This window comes from Methylobacterium sp. WCS2018Hpa-22 (genome assembly GCF_031843785.1).
Lineage (GTDB): Bacteria > Pseudomonadota > Alphaproteobacteria > Rhizobiales > Beijerinckiaceae > Methylobacterium.
In genome coordinates, this window is record NZ_JAVTJA010000019.1 from 52536 (window position 1) to 70133 (window position 17598).

Genomic DNA, 17598 nt, shown 5'->3' on the forward strand with positions numbered 1-17598 from the left:
GCCCGCGCAGGCGACCGTCCGTCAAACCGCCCACGCTCATTCGGCCGCGCCCGGAACCACGCCCAAGGCCGGGCGACGCCGGCGGAGGCGGTCGAGATAGAGGTAGACGACGGGTGTGGTGTAGAGGGTCAGGAGCTGGCTCACGATCAGGCCGCCGGCGATGGCGATGCCCAGGGGGCGGCGCATCTCCGACCCCTCGCCCCCGGCGAGGATGAGAGGCAGGGCGCCGAGCAGGGCCGCCAGCGTTGTCATCATGATCGGCCGGAAGCGCAAGAGGCAGGCCTCGAAGATCGCATCCTTCGGTGTGGCCCCGCGCGTGCGCTCGGCATCGAGCGCCACGTCGATCATCATGATCGCGTTCTTCTTCACGATCCCGATGAGCAGGAACACCGCGATGAGCGCGATGATGGTGAATTCCGTGCCGGAGACGAGGAGCGCCAGCAGCGCGCCGATGCCGGCCGAGGGCAGCGTCGAGAGGATCGTCACTGGATGGACGAAGCTCTCGTAGAGGATTCCCAGGATGGTGTAGACGGCCAGCAAAGCCGCCAGGATCAGCAGCGGCTGGCGCGAGGACGAGGCCTGGAAGGTCTTGGCCGCGCCCGCGAATTCTCCGTGGATCGTCGCCGGCAGGCGCAATTGCGCCTCGGCCTTCTCGATGGCGGCGGTGGCGTCCGACAGGCTCTTGCCCGGCGCCAGGTTGAACGAGAGCGTGGTCGCCACGAACAGGCCCTGGTGGCTCACCTGCACGGGCGCGTTCGCGGTCTCGACCCGGGCGAAGGCCGAGAGCGGGATCATCGTCTCCTTGGCGCTCGAAACGGGTGCGCTGGACGAGGCCCCCGCCCCGCCCGCGATGGCGTTGGAGGCGGCGTTGCGGGCGGAATCGGCGGCGATGGTGGAGGCCGTCGTCCCCGTCGTCGCGGCCCCCGCCACCGTCCCGGCCACCGCGTTGGTGATGGCCGAGCCGCGCGCCTTGCCGCCCGATGTCGAGACGAAGACGGTCTTCAGGGTCTCCGGGCTCTGCAGGTAGCGCGGCGCGATCTCCATGACGACATGGTACTGGTTGAGCGGATTGTAGATCGTCGAGACCTGCCGCTGGCCGAAGGCGTCGTAGAGCGTGTTGTCGATCTTGTCGGGCGTGATGCCGTAGCGGTAGGCCGTGGCCCGGTCGATGACGAGGCGGCTTTCCAGCCCGCCCTCCTGCTGGTCCGAGGTGACATCGGCGAAGACCGGGTTCTTCTGCAGCGCCTCCACGAGCCGGGGCGCCGCCGCATAGAGCTCGTCGGCCGTGTCACCCTGGAGGGTGTATTGGTACTGCGCGAAGCTCTGGCGCCCGCCCATGCGCAAGTCCTGGCGCGGGAACAGGAACAGCCGGGCACCGGCCACCTGGGCCAGCTTCGGGCGTAGGCGGGTCATCACCTCGGTGATCGAGGCGCGCTCGCCCCGCGGCTTGAGGCCGACGAAGACATTGGCCGAGTTGGTGGCGCGCCCGCCGGTGAAGCCGACGACGCTGTCCACCGCCGGGTCGGCCTGCACGATGGCGGTGGCCTGTTCCAGCTTCTGCTTCATCGCCTGGAACGAGATGCGCTGGTCGGCCTGGATGCCGCCCATCATCTGACCCGTATCCTGCTCGGGGAAGAATCCCTTGGGGACGATGATGTAGAGATAGACGTTGAGCCCGATCGTCGCGAACAGCGTGAGCAGCACCAGGCGGCGATGAGCGAGGGCGATCCGCAGGGTCCGCTCATAAGCGCGCAGCGTTCCCTCGAAGGCGCCTTCCAGCCCCCTGATCAGGAAGTTGGGGCGGCGCGGCGCCTCTCCCTCCGGCACGCTTTCGCGCTTGAGCAGCAGCGCGCACATCATCGGCGTGGTGGTGAGCGAGAGGACCAGCGAGATCAGGATCGCCAGGGACAGGGTGACGGCGAATTCCTCGAACAGCCGCCCGACGATGCCGCCCATCAGCAGGATCGGGATGAACACCGCGATCAACGACAGGGTCATGGAGATGACGGTGAAGCCGACCTCCTTCGACCCGGTGAGGGCGGCCTCCACCCTCGGCTTGCCGAGCTCGATATGGCGCTGGATGTTCTCCAGGACGACGATGGCGTCGTCCACCACGAAGCCCGTCGCGATGATGAGGGCCATCAGCGACAGGATGTCGAGGCTGTAATCCAGCAGGTACATGGCCGAGAAGGTGCCGATGATCGAGATCGGCACGGCCACGGCCGGGATCAGGGTCGCCCGGCCGGAGCGCAGGAAGGCGAAGACCACGCCGATGACGAGGACGACCGCGATGATCAGGGTCTCCTCGGTCTCGGCGAGGGAGGCGCGGATCGTGGCGCTGCGGTCGCCCGTGACGGTGAGGTCGATGTCTCCCGGCAGCGCGGCCTGGACCTGCGGCAGCGCCGCCTTCACCGCCTTGATGGTGTCGACCACGTTGGAGCCGGGCTGCTTGTAGATGAACAGGATCACGCCCGGCCGGCCGTTGACGAGGCCGAGGTTGCGCTTGTCCTCCACCGAATCCTCGACCTTGCCCACATCGGTGAGGCGCACGCCCGCCCCGTTGCGGTAGGCCACGACGATGTCGCGATAATCCGCCGCCGCCCGCCCCTGGTCGTTGGCGTAGAGCTGGTAATGGCGGGTGTCGGTCTCGATGGCGCCTTTCGGGGAATTGGCATTGGCGGAGGCGATCGCGGCGCGCACCCCTTCGAGTCCGATCCCGTAATTGTAGAGGGCGGTGGGATCGAGTTCGACCCGCACCGCCGGGAGCGACGAGCCGCCGATATCGACATTCCCCACCCCGGGGAGCTGGGACATCTTCTGCTGCACCACCGTGGCGGCGGAATCGTAGAGCTGGCCCGGCGACAGGGTGTTCGAGGTCAGGCCGAGGATCAGGATCGGCGCATCGGCCGGGTTGAACTTGCGATAGGTGGGGTTCGAGCGCAGGGCGGTGGGCAGGTCGGCCCGCGCGGCGTTGATCGCCGCCTGCACGTCGCGGGCGGCCCCGTCGATGTCGCGGTTGAGGTTGAACATCAGGACGATCCGCACCGTCCCGACGGAACTGGTGGAGGTCATCTCGCCCACATCGGCGATGATGCCGAGCCGTCGCTCCAGGGGCGCCGCCACCGTCGTCGCCATGGTCTCGGGCGAGGCCCCGGCCATCTGCGCCTGAACAAGGATGACGGGGAAATCGACCTGCGGCAGCGGCGCCACCGGCAGCTTGAAGAACGCGAAGATGCCCGCCAGCAGCACCCCGATGGTGAGCAGCGTCGTGGCGACCGGACGGCGGATGAACGGTTCGGAGACGTTCATGGGCGGGGAGCCGGGCGCATACTCCCTCCCCCCTCTGCGGGGGAGGGTGGCCCGGCCGTCAGGCCGGGTCGGGAGAGGGGAGCGACGCGGCCGGACGCGGCGCGAGCCAGCCGCGCCTCGACGGTCGCGCCGACCGTGTCGAGGACCGAGGCGAGATCGCTCAGGACACGGTCATTCGGGAAGCGCAGAATCTCGAATCCCTGCTCCCGCAGCCAGACATCGCGCGCGGCGTCGCGATCACTGCGTTCGGCCTCGTCATGCGGGGCTCCGTCGAGTTCGACGATCAGTCGGGCGGAGGCGCAGAGGAAATCGGCGATGTAGGGCGGCAGGGGAACCTGGCGTCTGAATTTGAGCCCACGGAAGCGGCTACCGCGCACCTGCTGCCAGAACGCATCCTCGGCAAGGGTACGGAGCCGACGTTGCTCGCGAGCAAACGCACGCAGATGTGGAGTGGGTCTGACGAGGGTCCGCCCATCGTCGCTCTGCGCGTCCGATCCGGAAACCGGGTTCCCCTCTCCCGACCCCCTTCGGGGGCCACCCTCCCCCGCAGAGGGGGGAGGGAGAGTGACGGCAAGGTCCCGGATCACGGCGTCACCCCCGCCGCCTTCGCACCGCCACCGCGCTTGAACCGGCGCTCCAGCCGGTCGAAGGCGAGGTAGATCACCGGGGTGGTGAACAGGGTCAGCACCTGGGAAACGATGAGGCCGCCGGCGATGACGATGCCGAGCGGCTGGCGCAGTTCGGAACCGACGCCGGTGCCGAGAATGAGCGGCACCGCCGCGAACAGGGCGGCCAGCGTCGTCATCAGGATCGGGCGGAAACGCAGCAGGCAGGCCTCGTAGATCGCGTCGCGCGGGGCCATGCCCTCCTCGCGCTCGGCCTGGAGCGCGAAGTCGATCATCATGATCGCGTTCTTCTTCACGATGCCGATGAGCAGCACGATGCCGATGACGCCGATGATGTCCAGCGGCATGCCGAAGAGCATCAGCCCGACGAGGGCGCCGATCCCCGCCGAGGGCAGGGTCGAGAGGATCGTGATCGGATGGACGAAGCTCTCGTAGAGCACGCCGAGCACGATGTAGACGGTGACGATGGCGGCGATCACCAGGAAGAGCTGGTTCGAGAGCGCCGATTGGAAGGCGAAGACCGAGCCCTGCGGCACCACGCGGAAGCTCGGCGGCAGGTCGATCTCCTTCCGCGCCGCCTCGATCGTCTGCACCGCATCGCCCAGCGCCGCGCCTTCGGCGAGGTTGAACGAGACGGTGGTGGCCGGGAACTGCCCGAGATGGCTGATGAGAAGCGGCGCCCGGCGCTCGCTGATCCGCGCCACCGCCGAAAGCGGCACCTGGCCCGAGGCCGCCGTGGAGGAGGGCAGGAAGATGCCGTTGAGGCTGTCGAGAGTCTTGTGCAGGTCCGGGTCGGCCTCGAGGATCACCCGGTACTGGTTCGACTGGGTGAAGATCGTCGAGACGATGCGCTGGCCGAAGGCGTCGTAGAGCGCGTTGTCCACGGTGGCGGGGGTGATGCCGTAGCGGCCCGCGGTGGGCCGGTCGATGGTGATGTAGGCCGCCAACCCGTTGCCCTGGAGGTCGCTCGCCACGTCCGACAGCAGCGGCGAGCGCTGCAGCGCCTGGACGAAGCGCGGCACCCAGGTCTCGAATTCCGAGAGGTTCGGGTTCTCCAGGATCACCTGGTACTGCGTCGCGCTCACCGCCGTATCGATGGTGAGGTCCTGCACCGGCTGCATGTAGAGCCGGATTCCCGCGACCCCGCGCGTCGCCTCGGTGAGGCGGCGGATGATGGCGCTTGCTTCGGTGGCGCGGCCCTCATGCGGCTTCAGGTTGATGAGGAACCGTCCGGAATTCAGCGTGACGTTCTGCCCGTCGACGCCGATGAAGGAGGACAGGCTCGCCACATCGGGGTCCTGCAGGACGATCCGGGCGAGTTGCTGCTGGCGGTCGGCCATCTCGGCATAGGAGACGGTCTGGTCGGCCTGGGTCACGCCCTGGATGACGCCGGTATCCTGGACCGGGAAGAACCCCTTGGGGATGACCACGAACAGGTAGGCGGTGAGCGCGATGGTGCCGAGGGTGACCACCAGGGTCAGGCCCTGGTGGTTGAGCACGACGCGCAGCATCCGCCCGTAGACGGCGATCACGCCGTCCATCACCCGGCGGCCGGCCCGTGCGATGGCGCCCTCGCGGCGCTCCGCCTCCGGGGCGTGCTTGAGCAGGCGGGCGCACAGCATCGGCACGAGAGTGAGCGAGACCACCGCCGAGATCACGATGGTGGCGGCGAGGGTGATGGCGAATTCGTGGAACAGGCGCCCCACCACGTCGCCCATGAACAGGAGCGGGATCAGCACCGCGATGAGCGAGACGGTGAGGGAGATGATGGTGAAGCCGATCTCGCGGCTGCCCTTCAGGGCCGCCTCCATCGGCGAATCGCCCTCCTCCACGTGGCGGGCGATGTTCTCGATGACCACGATGGCGTCGTCCACGACGAAGCCGGTGGCGATGGTCAGCGCCATCAGCGACAGGTTGTCGAGGGAGAACCCGTAGAGATCCATGATCGAGAGCGCGCCGATGAGCGAGAGCGGCACCGACAGGCTCGGGATCAGCGTCGCGGACAGGCTGCGCAAAAACAGGAAGATCACCAGCACCACGAGGCCGATGGCGAGCGCCAGTTCCACCTGCACGTCGTGGACCGAGGCGCGGATGGTGGTGGTGCGGTCGGTGAGCGGCGTCACCGTGATCGCGGCGGGCAGCGTCCCCTGCAGCTGGGGCAGCAGCGCCTTGATCTTGTCGACGGTGGCGATGACGTTCGCGCCGGGCTGGCGCTGGATGTTGAGGATGACGGCGGGCGTCTCGTCCATCCAGGCGCCGAGCTTGGTATTCTCCGGGCCGTTGACCACGTCGGCGACGTCCGAGAGCCGCACCGCCGAGCCGTTCTTGTAGGCGATGATCGCCTGCTCGTAGGCCTTCGGATCGCGGATCTGATCGTTGGCATTGATGGCGTAGGATTGGGTCGGCCCGTCGATCGTGCCCTTCGGCGTGTTGACGTTGAGATTGGTGATGGTGGTGCGAAGGTCGTCGATGTTGAGGCCGTAGGCCGCCAGCGCCCGGGAGTTGAAGCGCACACGCACGGCGGGGCGCTGGCCGCCGCCCATGCTGACGAGGCCGACGCCGGAGACCTGGCTGATCTTCTGGGCGAGCCGCGTCTCGGCCAGATCCCGCACCTCGGTGAGCGGCATCGTCGTCGAGGTGAGAGCCAGGGTCAGGATCGGCGCGTCGGCCGGGTTGACCTTGGCGTAGATGGGTGGCGCCGGCAGGTCGGAGGGCAGCAGGTTGCCCGCCGCATTGATGGCCGCCTGGACCTGCTGCTCCGCGATGTCGAGGCCGAGATCCAGGCTGAACTGAAGCGTGATCACCGACGCGCCCGCAGAACTCTGCGAGGTCATCTGGTTGAGGTTGGCGAGCTGGCCGAACTGTCGCTCAAGCGGCGCCGTCACCGCCGAGGTCATCACCTCCGGGCTCGCGCCGGGATAGAAGGTCTGCACCTGGATCGTCGGGTACTCCACCGACGGCAGGGCCGAGACCGGCAGGTTCAGGTACGACACCATGCCGACCAGCAGGATCGCCAGCATGAACAGCGTGGTGGCGACGGGACGCAGGATGAAGATGCGGGACGGGTTCATGGGGTAAAGGCCATGACGGGCGCGCCGCCCCTCCCCTCCCCCCGCTGCGGGGGAGGGTGGCCCACGAAGTGGGTCGGGAGAGGGGAGCGCCCTATGCGGAGAGGTCGTCCCCTCTCCCGCCTGCTCCGCAGGCACCCTCCCCCGCAGAGGGGGGAGGGAGAAACGGCGTCGAGAGTGACCATCACGGCTGCGCCGCCGGCCGCTCTCTGCGGCGCTCGCGCTTCTGCGGCGGGTTTTCGGGAGGCGTCCCGGCGGCGGGCGTCGATGTCGTGGCCGGGGCGTCGGTTGCAGGTGCGGCTTGGCCAGGCGCCGCAGGTTCGCCGGGTGCCGCCGGCTGGCCCTTGCCACCCTCGGTGACGCGGACCTTGGCGCCGTCGCGCAGGCGGTCGGTCCCATCGACCACCACCCGGTCGCCGACCGCCAGCCCCTTGGTGACGGCACTGCGCGTGCCATCGGCCTCGCCGACGGTGATCGGCCGGACCACGACCTTGTCGTCGCTGTCGAGCAGGTAGACATAGGCGCCGGGCGTGCCGCGCAGGATCGCGGCGGTGGGGACGATGGGCGTATCCCGCACCGTGTCCACGGTGAGCTTGGCGTTCACGAACTGGTTCGGGAACAGGCTCTCGTCCTTGTTGTCGAACAGCGCGCGCAGCTTCACCGTGCCGGTGGTGGTGTCGATCTGGTTGTCCACCGTGTCGAGGGTGCCGGTGGCGAGCACGTTGGCATCGCCCCGGTCATAGGCGGTCACCGTGAGCTTCGCCCCCAAGCGCAGGCGGCGCATGACGCGCGCCACGTCGTCCTCGGGCAGGGTAAAGACCACCGAGATCGGATGCAGCTGCGTCACCACCACGATGTTGGTGGAGGCGGCGGTGACGTAATTGCCCTGGTCGATCTGGCGCAGGCCGACGCGGCCCTCCACGGGCGAGACGATGCGCGTATAGGCGATGTTGAGCTTCTGCTGGTCGACCTGGGCCTGATCGATGGCGACCGTGCCCTCGTTCTGCTTCACCAGGGCCGCTTGCGTGTCCACGTTCTGCTTCGAGATCGAATCCTGCAGGCTGAGGCGCTGGAAACGGGCGAGGTCGAGCTTCGAATTCTGCAGCAGCGCCTGATCGCGGGCGAGCTGTCCCTGGTACTGGGCGAGCTGGGCCTCGTAGATGCGCGGATCGATCTGGGCGAGGAAATCACCCTTCTTCACGGTCTGCCCCTCGCGGAAGCCGATCTCCGTGAGATAGCCGCTGATCTGTGACTGGATCGTCACGGTGGCGAGCGGCGTCACCGTGCCGAGGCCCGACAGCACCACCGGGATCTCGCCGGTGGAGACCGTGGCGACCCCGACCGCCTGTGGCATGTCGCCCGGACGTCCACGGGCGCCCTTGCCGCGGGCGGGCGCGCCGTCGGCCGTGCTCTCCGTCTTGGGGGCGAGCTTGGGCGCGAGATAGAATCGGTAGCCGGCCGCTCCCGCCCCCGCGAGGAGGAGGAGCAGGATCAACCATGTTCCCACACGGCTTCGCCGGCGCGTCGGCGCCGGGGTGTCCGGTCTGAATTCCCGGGCCGTTTCGGTCCGGATGGGCGATTGTTCGTTCATGCCTCGACAATCCAGCCGATCGCTCCCGAACGGCACCGCGCAGTCTGGACGAAATGGCGACGTGAGTCCCGAGGGAACAGGGGGCGCGACCACCGCGCAGCGGGGCGACGATCCGGGACAGTGCCGGGAGCCGCGCTGGGTTGCCGGTGGGTCTTACCCGTCGATCGATCGCTCAGCATCGCGGCCGGACATGCCGGATTATTGCGACGCCAGTGCGGCGCGGAAGTTTCCGGGTTGTTTCCGACGTTCCGGCGGCGGATCGGCGGAAGCCTTCAGGGGAGTGGCTTCGACGGGTAGGCCTCGACCACCGCGTGGTAGGCCGCGTCCGGCGGCGTCACCGGCATGGCGAGGCGCAATCCCGCTCCCGCCAGGGCGATGAGGAAGGCAAGGGCGCAGCAGGCGCGGGTACTCAACGCGGTCGTCCTCGTGATCCGATACGAGGTCGCTACCCCGGAGGACCATCGAAGCACAAGCGGAACGCGGAAAAAGCCGCCGCCCCGAGCCGGAGCGACGACTTCAATCCTTGGGGGGATCGGCTTCTTGGGAAGGACCGGAGCGGTACGTCGCCCAACCGAAACGAGGGGGCGGTGTTCCTGTTGAGCGGCGACCGCTCCGGCCATGGCCAGAACCTACGTTACGCCTGATGAATGTCAACAATCGTCAGGCGCGGTCCGGGATTACGGGCGGAGGGGCGTGCGATCGCGCACGTTCCCAAAAGCACGATTTCCGGCCCGAAACGCCCATGCTACCGAGGGAGGCGGACGACGTCAGCTTCAGTTTATCGCCCACGAGCGTTTCCCGGATGAACCCTGTTTTCGCCGATCTCCCCAATACCGTGTTCGACGTGATGTCGGTGCTGGCGCGCGAGCTCGGGGCGATCAATCTCGGACAGGGTTTCCCGGACGATCCCGGGCCGGCGGATGTGCGCGAGAAGGCCGCCGATGCCCTGCGCGACGGCTACAACCAATACCCGCCGATGATGGGTTTGCCGGTGCTTCGCCGCGCCATCGCCGCCCATTACGAGCGCCATCAGGCACTCGCTCTCGATCCCGACACCGAGGTGATGGTGACGTCGGGTGCCACCGAGGCCCTGGCCGCGAGCCTGCTCGCCCTGGTCTCGCCCGGCGACGAGGTCGTGCTGTTCGAGCCGATGTACGACGCCTACCTGCCGATCATCCGGCAGGCCGGCGGCATCCCGCGCTTCGTCACCCTGCGGCCCCCGCATTTCCGCCTCGACGAAGAGGCGCTGGAGCAGGCCTTCTCGGAGCGCACCCGCGTCGTCGTTCTCAACAACCCGCTGAACCCGACCGCGACGATGTTCGGGGAACAGGATCTCGCGTTGCTGGCGAGGTTCTGCGAGCGATTTGACGTGACCGCCATCTGCGACGAGGTGTGGGAGCACGTGACCTTCGATGGACGGCCCCATCGCCCGCTGATCGGGTTCGACGGCATGCGGGACCGAACCGTGAAGATCGGCTCGGCCGGCAAGATCTTCAGCCTGACCGGCTGGAAGGTCGGGTTCGTCATGGCGGCACCGCCCCTGCTCAAGGTGGTCTCGAAGGCGCACCAGTTCCTCACCTTCACCACACCGCCGAACCTGCAGGAGGCGGTGGCCTACGGGCTTTCCAAGGACGAGGCCTATTTCCTCGAGATGCGCGCCCGGTTCGCCCGCTCGCGCGACCGGCTGAGCGCCGGACTCACAGGCCTCGGCTTCTCCGTGCTGCCGTCGCAGGCGACCTACTTCCTCACCATCGACATCGGCGAGCTGGGCCCGCGCCTCGGCTGCGCGGACGACGTCGCCTTCTGCCAGCATCTCGTGCGGGAGCACGGGGTGGCGGCGATTCCCATCAGCGCCTTCTATGCGCAGGGGGCCGTGCGCAACCTCGTCAGGCTGTGTTTCGCCAAGCAGGATGCGACCCTCGACGCGGCCCTGGAGCGGCTCTCCGGCCTGATGCGGGGGCGGGCCGCGTGAGGCCGAAAGGTCTCGGGCTTCCGCCGCTTGCGGACGGCGCCGGGCAGGGCCACATCCTGCATCATGACCACGACGCGCATCCCCCGGAGCCCCGCCATGGCCTTCAACGACGCCGTCTTCGCCACTCGCGAATTGCCCAACGGCGCCTTCGGCCGGCGCGATGGGACCGCCACACGCTTCCGCGCCGAGCCCGACAGCCGGGAGGCCGCGCTGCTGCGGCTGGAGCAGTTCGCCCACATCATGGATTCGGCGTTCGTGATCCCCGGCATCAACCGGCGGGTCGGGCTGGACGCCGTCGTCGGCCTCGTTCCGATCATCGGCGATGCGGCGGGCATGCTGCTCGCCTCCTACATCGTCTACGAGGCACGTCGCCTCGGCGCGCCGAAATGGCTGCTCGCCCGCATGGCCATGAACGTGGCCTTCGACGGGGTGATCGGTGCCGTCCCACTGGCCGGCGACATCTTCGATGCCGCGTTCAAGGCCAATCGTCGCAACGTGCGCCTGCTGCGCCGCCACCTCGAGAAGACCGGCGGCCTGCGCCCCAACGAGATCGAGGGAACGGCCGTCCGTCTCGACGGCTGACGCACAATCCAATAGGGGCGGTCTCATGAACGAGATCGCCCGCCCCGCGGAAGCCGTCCCCGTTGCCGCCCCGCCTCCCCTCGTGCCGACGGCACGGGGGCTGTCGCCGCTGAACCGGCGGCGGCTCTCGAATTTCCGGCGCAACCGGCTCGGCTTCTGGTCCTTCGTGATCTTCGTCGGCCTGTTCAGCCTGAGCCTGTTCGCCGAATTCATCGCCAACGACCGGCCCCTGGTGGTCTCGTACAAGGGCGAGATCCTGTTTCCCGTCCTCATCGACTATCCGGACGAGAAGTTCGGCGGGTTCTATGCGCGGCCGAACTACCGCTCGGCGGAGACCCGCAAGGAGATCGCCGATCACGGCTGGGCGGTCTGGCCGCCGATCCCCTATTCCTACGACACGATCATCGACGGGCTGCCGACCCCCTCGCCCTCGCCGCCCACCTGGATGCTCACGGACGAGCAATGTCAGGCGGCGGCGAAGCAGAACGGCGCGGAGACCACGGGCCGGGAGGGGTGCAAGGGCCTGGAGATGCACTGGCTCGGCACCGACAACACCACCCGCGACGTGCTGGCCCGCGTCATCTACGGATTTCGCATCTCGGTGCTGTTCGGGCTGATCCTGGCCATCGTCTCCTCGGTGATCGGCGTGATCGCCGGGGCGGTGCAGGGCTATTTCGGCGGCTGGGTCGATCTGACCCTGCAACGCTTCATCGAGGTCTGGAGCGGCATCCCGACCCTCTATCTCATCATCATCATCTCGGCCTTCATCGCGCCGGGCTTCTTCGTGCTGCTGGGCATCCTGCTGCTGTTCTCCTGGGTGGCCCTGGTCGGCGTGGTGCGGGCCGAGTTCCTGCGGGCGCGCAATTTCGAATATGTCCGCGCCGCCCGTGCGCTCGGCCTCTCCAACATCCGCATCATGAGCCGGCATCTCCTGCCCAACGCCATGGTGGCGACGCTGACCTTCATGCCGTTCATCCTCAACGGCTCGATCGGCACGCTGACCTCCCTCGACTTCCTCGGCTTCGGCCTGCCTCCCGGCTCGGCCTCCCTCGGTGAGTTGCTGGCGCAGGGCAAGGACAACATCCAGGCCCCCTGGCTCGGGCTGACCGGCTTCTTCGTGGTGGCGGTGATGCTGAGCCTGCTCATCTTCGCCGGCGAAGCCGTCCGTGACGCTTTCGACCCCCGCAAGACGTTCAAGTAACAACCGCGTTCAAGTAACAACCACGTCCCAGTAAAAACCGCCTGTCGCGCGAGACCCGCCGAGATGGGTCTCGCGTTTTTAATCCGCCCCGCGCGCCTCCACCGCAGGTTCCGATGGAATCCGATTGGAGCGTCATGCGTTGTCAGGGGGCGGCATCCTCGATCCGGCCGCGAGATTTAACCCTCCTGGATCCGGAGATACGATGTCCGACGCCTCGCATACGACGCCGTCCCGCCGCCTCTTCATGGCCGGCAGCCTCGCCGGAATCGGCGGTGTGCTGGCTTCCGAGCGCGCCGCCTCGCAGGCGATCCCCACCACCCCCACCGGCCGGCCCGAGCCCAAGCTCGACCAGCCCCCGCCCCTGCCGCGCGACAAGCATCTCGGCTGGGCCGTGGTCGGCCTCGGCGATTTCACCCAGGCCCAGGTTCTGCCCGCTCTGGAACGGGCCCGCCGCTCGAAGACCGTGGCCCTCGTCTCGGGCAATCCCGACAAGGCCAAAGCCGTCGCGGCCCGCTACGGAGTCGAGGCCGGGGGGATCTACGATTACGGCACGATGGGAAAGATGGCCGACAACAAAGACATTGCGGCCGTCTACATCGTGACGCCGAACTCCACCCATGCCGACCTGACCATCAAGGCGCTGGAGGCGGGCAAGCACGTTCTCTGCGAAAAGCCGATGGCCACCAACTCCGCCGATTGCCAGCGGATGATCGACGCCGCCAAGGCCGCCGACCGCCGCCTGATGATCGCCTACCGGGTCCATTGGGAGCCGCATAACCTGCGCGCCAAGGCGATGATGGACAAGGGCGAGTTCGGCGACGTCCGCTTCGCCTCCTCCGACCACCACCGCCCCCTGGAGCCGTCGCGGCCGCGCGACCAGTGGCGCATGTTGAAGGCCGTGGCCGGCGGCGGATCGCTCGTGGATATCGGCATCTACGGCCTCAACGGCCTGCAATGGTTCTTCGGCGAGAGCCCGTCCTCGGTCTCGGCCTCGATGCACTCGCCGGAAGGCGATCCGCGTTTCGGGCAGGTCGAGGACGTGTTCACGGCGCAGCTGGTCTTTCCCTCGGGCCGGCGCGCCACGGTGTCGTCGGGCTACAGCTCCGACAAGAAGCGGATCGACATCTGGGGCGACAAGGGCGTGGCGACCCTCGATCCCGGCACCGCCTACCAGGGCAACCGGCTCGTCGTCAGCGACGCCAAGCGGGCCGACGAAGTGCTGACGGCCGAAGGCGATGCCGTGCAATTCACCGGCGAGATCGACCACCTCTCGCAGATCATCGCCGAGGGCGGAGAGCTGCGGACGCCGGGCGAGATGGGCCTGCGCGACGTCCGCCTGATCGAGGCGCTCTACCGGGCGGCGGAGACGCGCCAATGGGTCGATCTCAACCCCGACATGACGATGCGGTCGGGCACGCGCTGAGGATGGATCGGGAGCGGCCCGCAACGGCGTCGCTCCCATACGACATGCTGACGGTGAACAATCGGTCTTGCGTATGGGTCGTGGTGATTCCGGCGAAGAGCGTACAGGGACGAATCGCGGGTTATGGACGCCTATGTCATCATGCTCGGGGGCTTTGGCGCCCTCGTGCTCCTCACCGCCTGGCTGCCGATGGTTCTTCGGCAGCTGCCGCTGTCGCTGCCGATCTGCTGCGTCGCGATCGGGGCCGGCCTCTCGCTGATCCCCGGAATCGCCGACTTCTCCCCCCGGCCCCAGCAGCATCTGCGCCTGATCGAGAAGGTCAGTGAATTCGTCGTCATCATCTCGCTGATGGGGGCCGGGCTGAAGCTCGACCGCAGGGTCGGCTGGAAAAGCTGGATGGTGACATGGCGCCTCCTCGCCTTCGCCATGCCGCTGACGATCCTGATCCTCGGGTTCCTGGCCTCGCATCTCCTCGCCCTTGGCCTCGCCTCGTCCCTCCTGATCGCCGCCGCCCTCGCGCCGACCGATCCGGTCCTCGCCTCCGAGGTCCAGGTCGGCCCGCCGTCACAGGGCGTCGAGGACGATATGCGGTTCGGCCTCACCTCGGAGGCCGGGCTCAATGACGGGCTCGCCTTCCCCTTCGTCCACCTCGCCATCGCCCTCGTGGCCGCGAACGGCCTGAGCGCCGCCGGGTGGACCGAATGGGTCGGCGTCTCGCTGGTGTGGAAGATCCTGGCCGGCGTCGCGCTGGGTGCCGCGATCGGACGGGGCTTCGGCTGGCTGACCTTCCACCTGCCGAACCGGGCACGGCTCTCGCGGACGGGCGACGGTTTCGTCGCTCTCGGCATCACCTGCCTGACCTATGCGGCCGTGGAGGCCGTGCATGGCTACGGCTTCATCGGCGTCTTCGTCGCGGCGCTGGCCATGCGCTGGTCCGACCACGGCCACGATTACCATCACGCGCTGCACGGGTCGGCCGAAGCGTTCGAGCGCCTGACGATGATGATTCTTCTCGTCGGCTTCGGACTCGCCATCGGCGGCGGACTCCTGCGCGACCTCACCTGGGCCGGCGTCGCCTTCGCGCTTCTGGTCATCTTCGTGGTCCGGCCGCTCTGCGGCTGGATCAGCCTCCTCGGGCACGATCAGCCCGCCGCCGAACGCGCGGTGATCAGCATCTTCGGGATCAGGGGGCTCGGCACGATCTATTATCTCGCCTACGCCTCCGGCCATGCGGCCTTCGAGGGGGCGAGCCTGCTCTGGAGCACGGCGGGATTGACCATCCTGCTCTCCATCGTCCTGCACGGGGTAAGCGTCTCGCCGATCCTCGGCTTTCTCGACCGCCGCAGCGGGCGCGATACCGAGAGCGCCCAGATGGACCTGCCGCTGGGCTCCTCCCCGGCCGAATGAGGCCTCTCGGCAGAGCGAAATCAGCGCCCGTATTGAATGGCCACCGGCGGAAATTTCCCTCCGTGCTCGAAAATAAAACCCAAGTTTTTCATGGCATTTGCTAAATCCCGCCATTGAGAGTACATAACAGAGATCGAAGCGTGATCAGATTTTCATCTGTGTGAGCCAAAGAGCTTTCGCAGAGTGGAAGTCGGGTGCGAATCGAGACAACGGAGAAGGCCGTACATCTTCGTGCGGACCTCCGAACTATGATGCCCGCAAGGGCGAAGGATTATGATGGCTGTCGGTACTGTTAAGTGGTTCAACGAGCAAAAGGGCTTCGGCTTCATCCAGCCGGATAACGGCGGCAACGATGTGTTCGTGCACATCTCCGCTGTCGAGCGCGCAGGAATGCGTGGTCTCGCCGAAGGCCAGAAGGTCTCCTACGAAATGGAAACCGACAAGCGCAGCGGCAAGCAGTCCGCCGGCAATCTCCAGGCCGCCTGAACCATATCGCATATGGGCCATGTGAGGCTCCTACGAGAGCCTGACATTGGACAAGGAGCCGCTCTCCATTGGAGAGCGGCTTCCTGCGTTTTTATCCATCTCCCGACCGGTTCGGTTCGGAGCCTCGTCCACTGTCCCGCGGTCGTTCCCGGCCGCTTCCCAGACCAGGATTCTGTGTGAGCCAATTCAACGAAAACTCCATGACCGACCGCCTCAAGGCTTCGCAAGAAGCCCGTCAGGCCGCCCTGGCGCGTTTCCGCGACCGGCCGGCCGCTGACGATCCGACGGTTCTCGCCCGCAAGGCCGAGCGTGAGGCCATTGCCCGTGAGCGCGAGATCCGCGTCGCCGCCCGTGAGGCCGAGCGCGCCGCCGCCGCCGCCCAGGCCGTCGCCGAGGCCGAGGCCGAGCGTGAGCGCCAGGCCATCGAAGCGGCCCGCGTCGCCGAAGAGAAGATCGCCCTCGCCGCCGCCGCTCGCATCGAGCAGAAGCAGCAGCGCGATGCCCGCTACGCCGCCCGCAAGGCGAAGGCGCGCAAGTAAGGCATTCGCCTCCGAAGTCTCCGGCCTCGCGGCGGATTCCGCCCTGCGAGAGCCGATGTTTCGGAACGAACTACCGGACGGCTTTACCGAACATGGCGTTCGATGATGGCGCTGTCCGGCTTCGATGTCGTGGCCGCTCCGGCATGATCGGGGCAGCGACGGTCAATGGGTTGGCTCGGTCCTTCGTGTGGGTTCGAGCGCAGGGTGGCATCTCCGGACGGGGTTGCCGCCCATCTCGTCCTTTTCCGCAAGGCTGGCCGATGTTCGGTCCTGTGCCTTCCGGCAAGGCGACGCGCGACCACGAATACCCGTCCGAGGACGCAGAACCGTTTGCGTCCGCTCAGAAAGGCATATCTCATGGCCCATAAATTCAAGCTCGGGCAGCGCGTGCGCCGCGAGCGCATCGGCTATGCCGATCTCAAGGCCGATCCGACCGACGTGTTCGAGATCGTCCGCCTCGTTCCCGAGGACCAGACCGGCGAGCCGTTCTACCGGATCAAGGCCGGCGGAGCCGAGCGCGCCGTTCGCGAAGGCGAGATCACCCTCGCCTCGTGACGGCCGTCGCCGCTCCGGCCAACAGCTGGAGACAATCGGAAAAAGGCCCCGCATCCTTCGATGCGGGGCCTTTTTTCCATGTCTCGATGGGGAGACGGTGAAGATTAGTGGCCGCCCTCGGTGGCATTGCGGGTCGCCTCGTAGAGGAACCATGTCCGCTCTTCGGACTGGTTGATCCACTCTTCCAGCAGGCTGGTGGTGGAGACGTCCTTGGCCTCGTCCGTCACCTCGTGGAGCTCACGCATGTTGGCGGTGAGAGTCTTGTTGTCGTCGCGCAGCTCGGCCAGCATTTCGAGGGGGCTGACATACTCGGCGTCGTTGTCCTCGACGCGGGACAGCCGCGAGGCCTGACCCAGCGACCGCAGGGTCGTGCCGCCGATCTTGCGGGCGCGCTCGCCGACATCGTCGATGATGGCGAAGATCTGCTGCGACTGCTCGTCGAGCATCAGGTGATAGTCGCGAAAGTTCGGGCCGCTCACGTGCCAGTGGAAGTTCTTCGTCTTCACGTACAAGGCGAAGAGGTCCGACAGCAGCACGGTCAGGCCCTCGGCGATCTTCTTCGTCGCCTCGGGGGCGAGATCGGTCGGGGTGTTCAGGCGATCCCCATCGACGCGCGTGCGCCCGCTCAAACTCTTTGCCATGACGTCATAACTCCGGTTGAATTCCGATCGTGGGCGGCGCTCAGCGCACACCCTGTGACGGGAAGAAGCCAGAGAGGCGAGGGAAGTTCCGATTCCCGAGCCCGGCACGGTGACGCTCGCGCTGTCGTGACACTCACACGGCCCCGAATGCCGGCGCCGCGGTGGAATCCGGCGGGCCATGCCCGCCGGGGCCAAGCG

At 67.5% G+C, this 17598-nt stretch carries 14 protein-coding genes; 8 read left to right on the forward strand and 6 right to left on the reverse strand.

Annotation, left to right across the window (positions count from 1 at the left end; genetic code table 11):
- Positions 1–36: 36 nt before the first annotated feature.
- The 5 genes from RQI43_RS21190 to RQI43_RS21210 form a co-directional block, all read right to left on the reverse strand.
- Complete coding sequence (locus RQI43_RS21190) at positions 37–3309, reverse strand: efflux RND transporter permease subunit (protein ID WP_311276501.1); 3273 nt, start codon at positions 3307–3309, stop codon at positions 37–39.
- Positions 3306–3752, reverse strand: a complete 447-nt coding sequence (locus RQI43_RS21195; RefSeq protein ID WP_082470632.1) for an endonuclease domain-containing protein — start codon at positions 3750–3752, stop codon at positions 3306–3308. The genes RQI43_RS21190 and RQI43_RS21195 overlap by 4 nt, the downstream gene beginning before the upstream one ends.
- 140 nt (positions 3753–3892) lie before the next feature.
- The gene (locus tag RQI43_RS21200; protein WP_311276502.1) at positions 3893–7006 is read right to left on the reverse strand and encodes an MdtB/MuxB family multidrug efflux RND transporter permease subunit; all 3114 of its coding nucleotides are present in this window, start codon (positions 7004–7006) and stop codon (positions 3893–3895) included.
- Between the two features lie 181 nt (positions 7007–7187).
- Entirely contained in the window at positions 7188–8594 is a 1407-nt protein-coding gene (locus tag RQI43_RS21205; protein WP_311276503.1) for an MdtA/MuxA family multidrug efflux RND transporter periplasmic adaptor subunit, read from the reverse strand.
- Between the two features lie 272 nt (positions 8595–8866).
- A complete protein-coding gene (locus RQI43_RS21210; RefSeq protein ID WP_200919012.1) occupies positions 8867–9007 on the reverse strand; it encodes a hypothetical protein in 141 nt (46 codons plus the stop codon).
- A gap of 389 nt (positions 9008–9396) precedes the next feature.
- Between RQI43_RS21210 and RQI43_RS21215 the strand changes: the two genes are divergently transcribed.
- The 8 genes from RQI43_RS21215 to RQI43_RS21250 all read left to right on the forward strand — a co-directional run bounded on the left by RQI43_RS21215 (position 9397) and on the right by RQI43_RS21250 (position 16759).
- Positions 9397–10566 (forward strand): aminotransferase, encoded by a 1170-nt coding sequence (locus RQI43_RS21215; protein ID WP_311276504.1) that lies wholly within the window; start codon positions 9397–9399, stop codon positions 10564–10566.
- A gap of 96 nt (positions 10567–10662) precedes the next feature.
- Entirely contained in the window at positions 10663–11148 is a 486-nt protein-coding gene (locus RQI43_RS21220) for a DUF4112 domain-containing protein (protein ID WP_056422622.1), read from the forward strand.
- 25 nt (positions 11149–11173) lie between these two features.
- Complete coding sequence (locus RQI43_RS21225; RefSeq protein ID WP_207411057.1) at positions 11174–12349, forward strand: ABC transporter permease; 1176 nt, start codon at positions 11174–11176, stop codon at positions 12347–12349.
- A gap of 202 nt (positions 12350–12551) precedes the next feature.
- A complete protein-coding gene (locus RQI43_RS21230; protein ID WP_311276505.1) occupies positions 12552–13772 on the forward strand; it encodes a Gfo/Idh/MocA family oxidoreductase in 1221 nt (406 codons plus the stop codon).
- Between the two features lie 123 nt (positions 13773–13895).
- Positions 13896–15179 carry a sodium:proton antiporter gene (locus tag RQI43_RS21235; protein ID WP_207411058.1) on the forward strand — a complete coding sequence of 428 codons (1284 nt, stop codon included), beginning with the start codon at positions 13896–13898 and terminating at the stop codon, positions 15177–15179.
- A gap of 276 nt (positions 15180–15455) precedes the next feature.
- The gene (locus RQI43_RS21240) at positions 15456–15665 is read left to right on the forward strand and encodes a cold-shock protein (protein ID WP_056423281.1); all 210 of its coding nucleotides are present in this window, start codon (positions 15456–15458) and stop codon (positions 15663–15665) included.
- 176 nt (positions 15666–15841) lie between these two features.
- Positions 15842–16204: a DUF6481 family protein gene (locus RQI43_RS21245; RefSeq protein ID WP_280136526.1), complete on the forward strand. Its 363-nt coding sequence runs from the start codon at positions 15842–15844 to the stop codon at positions 16202–16204.
- A 357-nt stretch (positions 16205–16561) separates the two neighbouring features.
- A complete protein-coding gene (locus RQI43_RS21250) occupies positions 16562–16759 on the forward strand; it encodes a hypothetical protein (RefSeq protein ID WP_311276506.1) in 198 nt (65 codons plus the stop codon).
- A gap of 104 nt (positions 16760–16863) precedes the next feature.
- Here RQI43_RS21250 and RQI43_RS21255 read toward each other — a convergent pair whose 3' ends face one another.
- A complete protein-coding gene (locus RQI43_RS21255; RefSeq protein WP_056422641.1) occupies positions 16864–17400 on the reverse strand; it encodes a Dps family protein in 537 nt (178 codons plus the stop codon).
- Between the last annotated feature and the right edge of the window lie 198 nt (positions 17401–17598).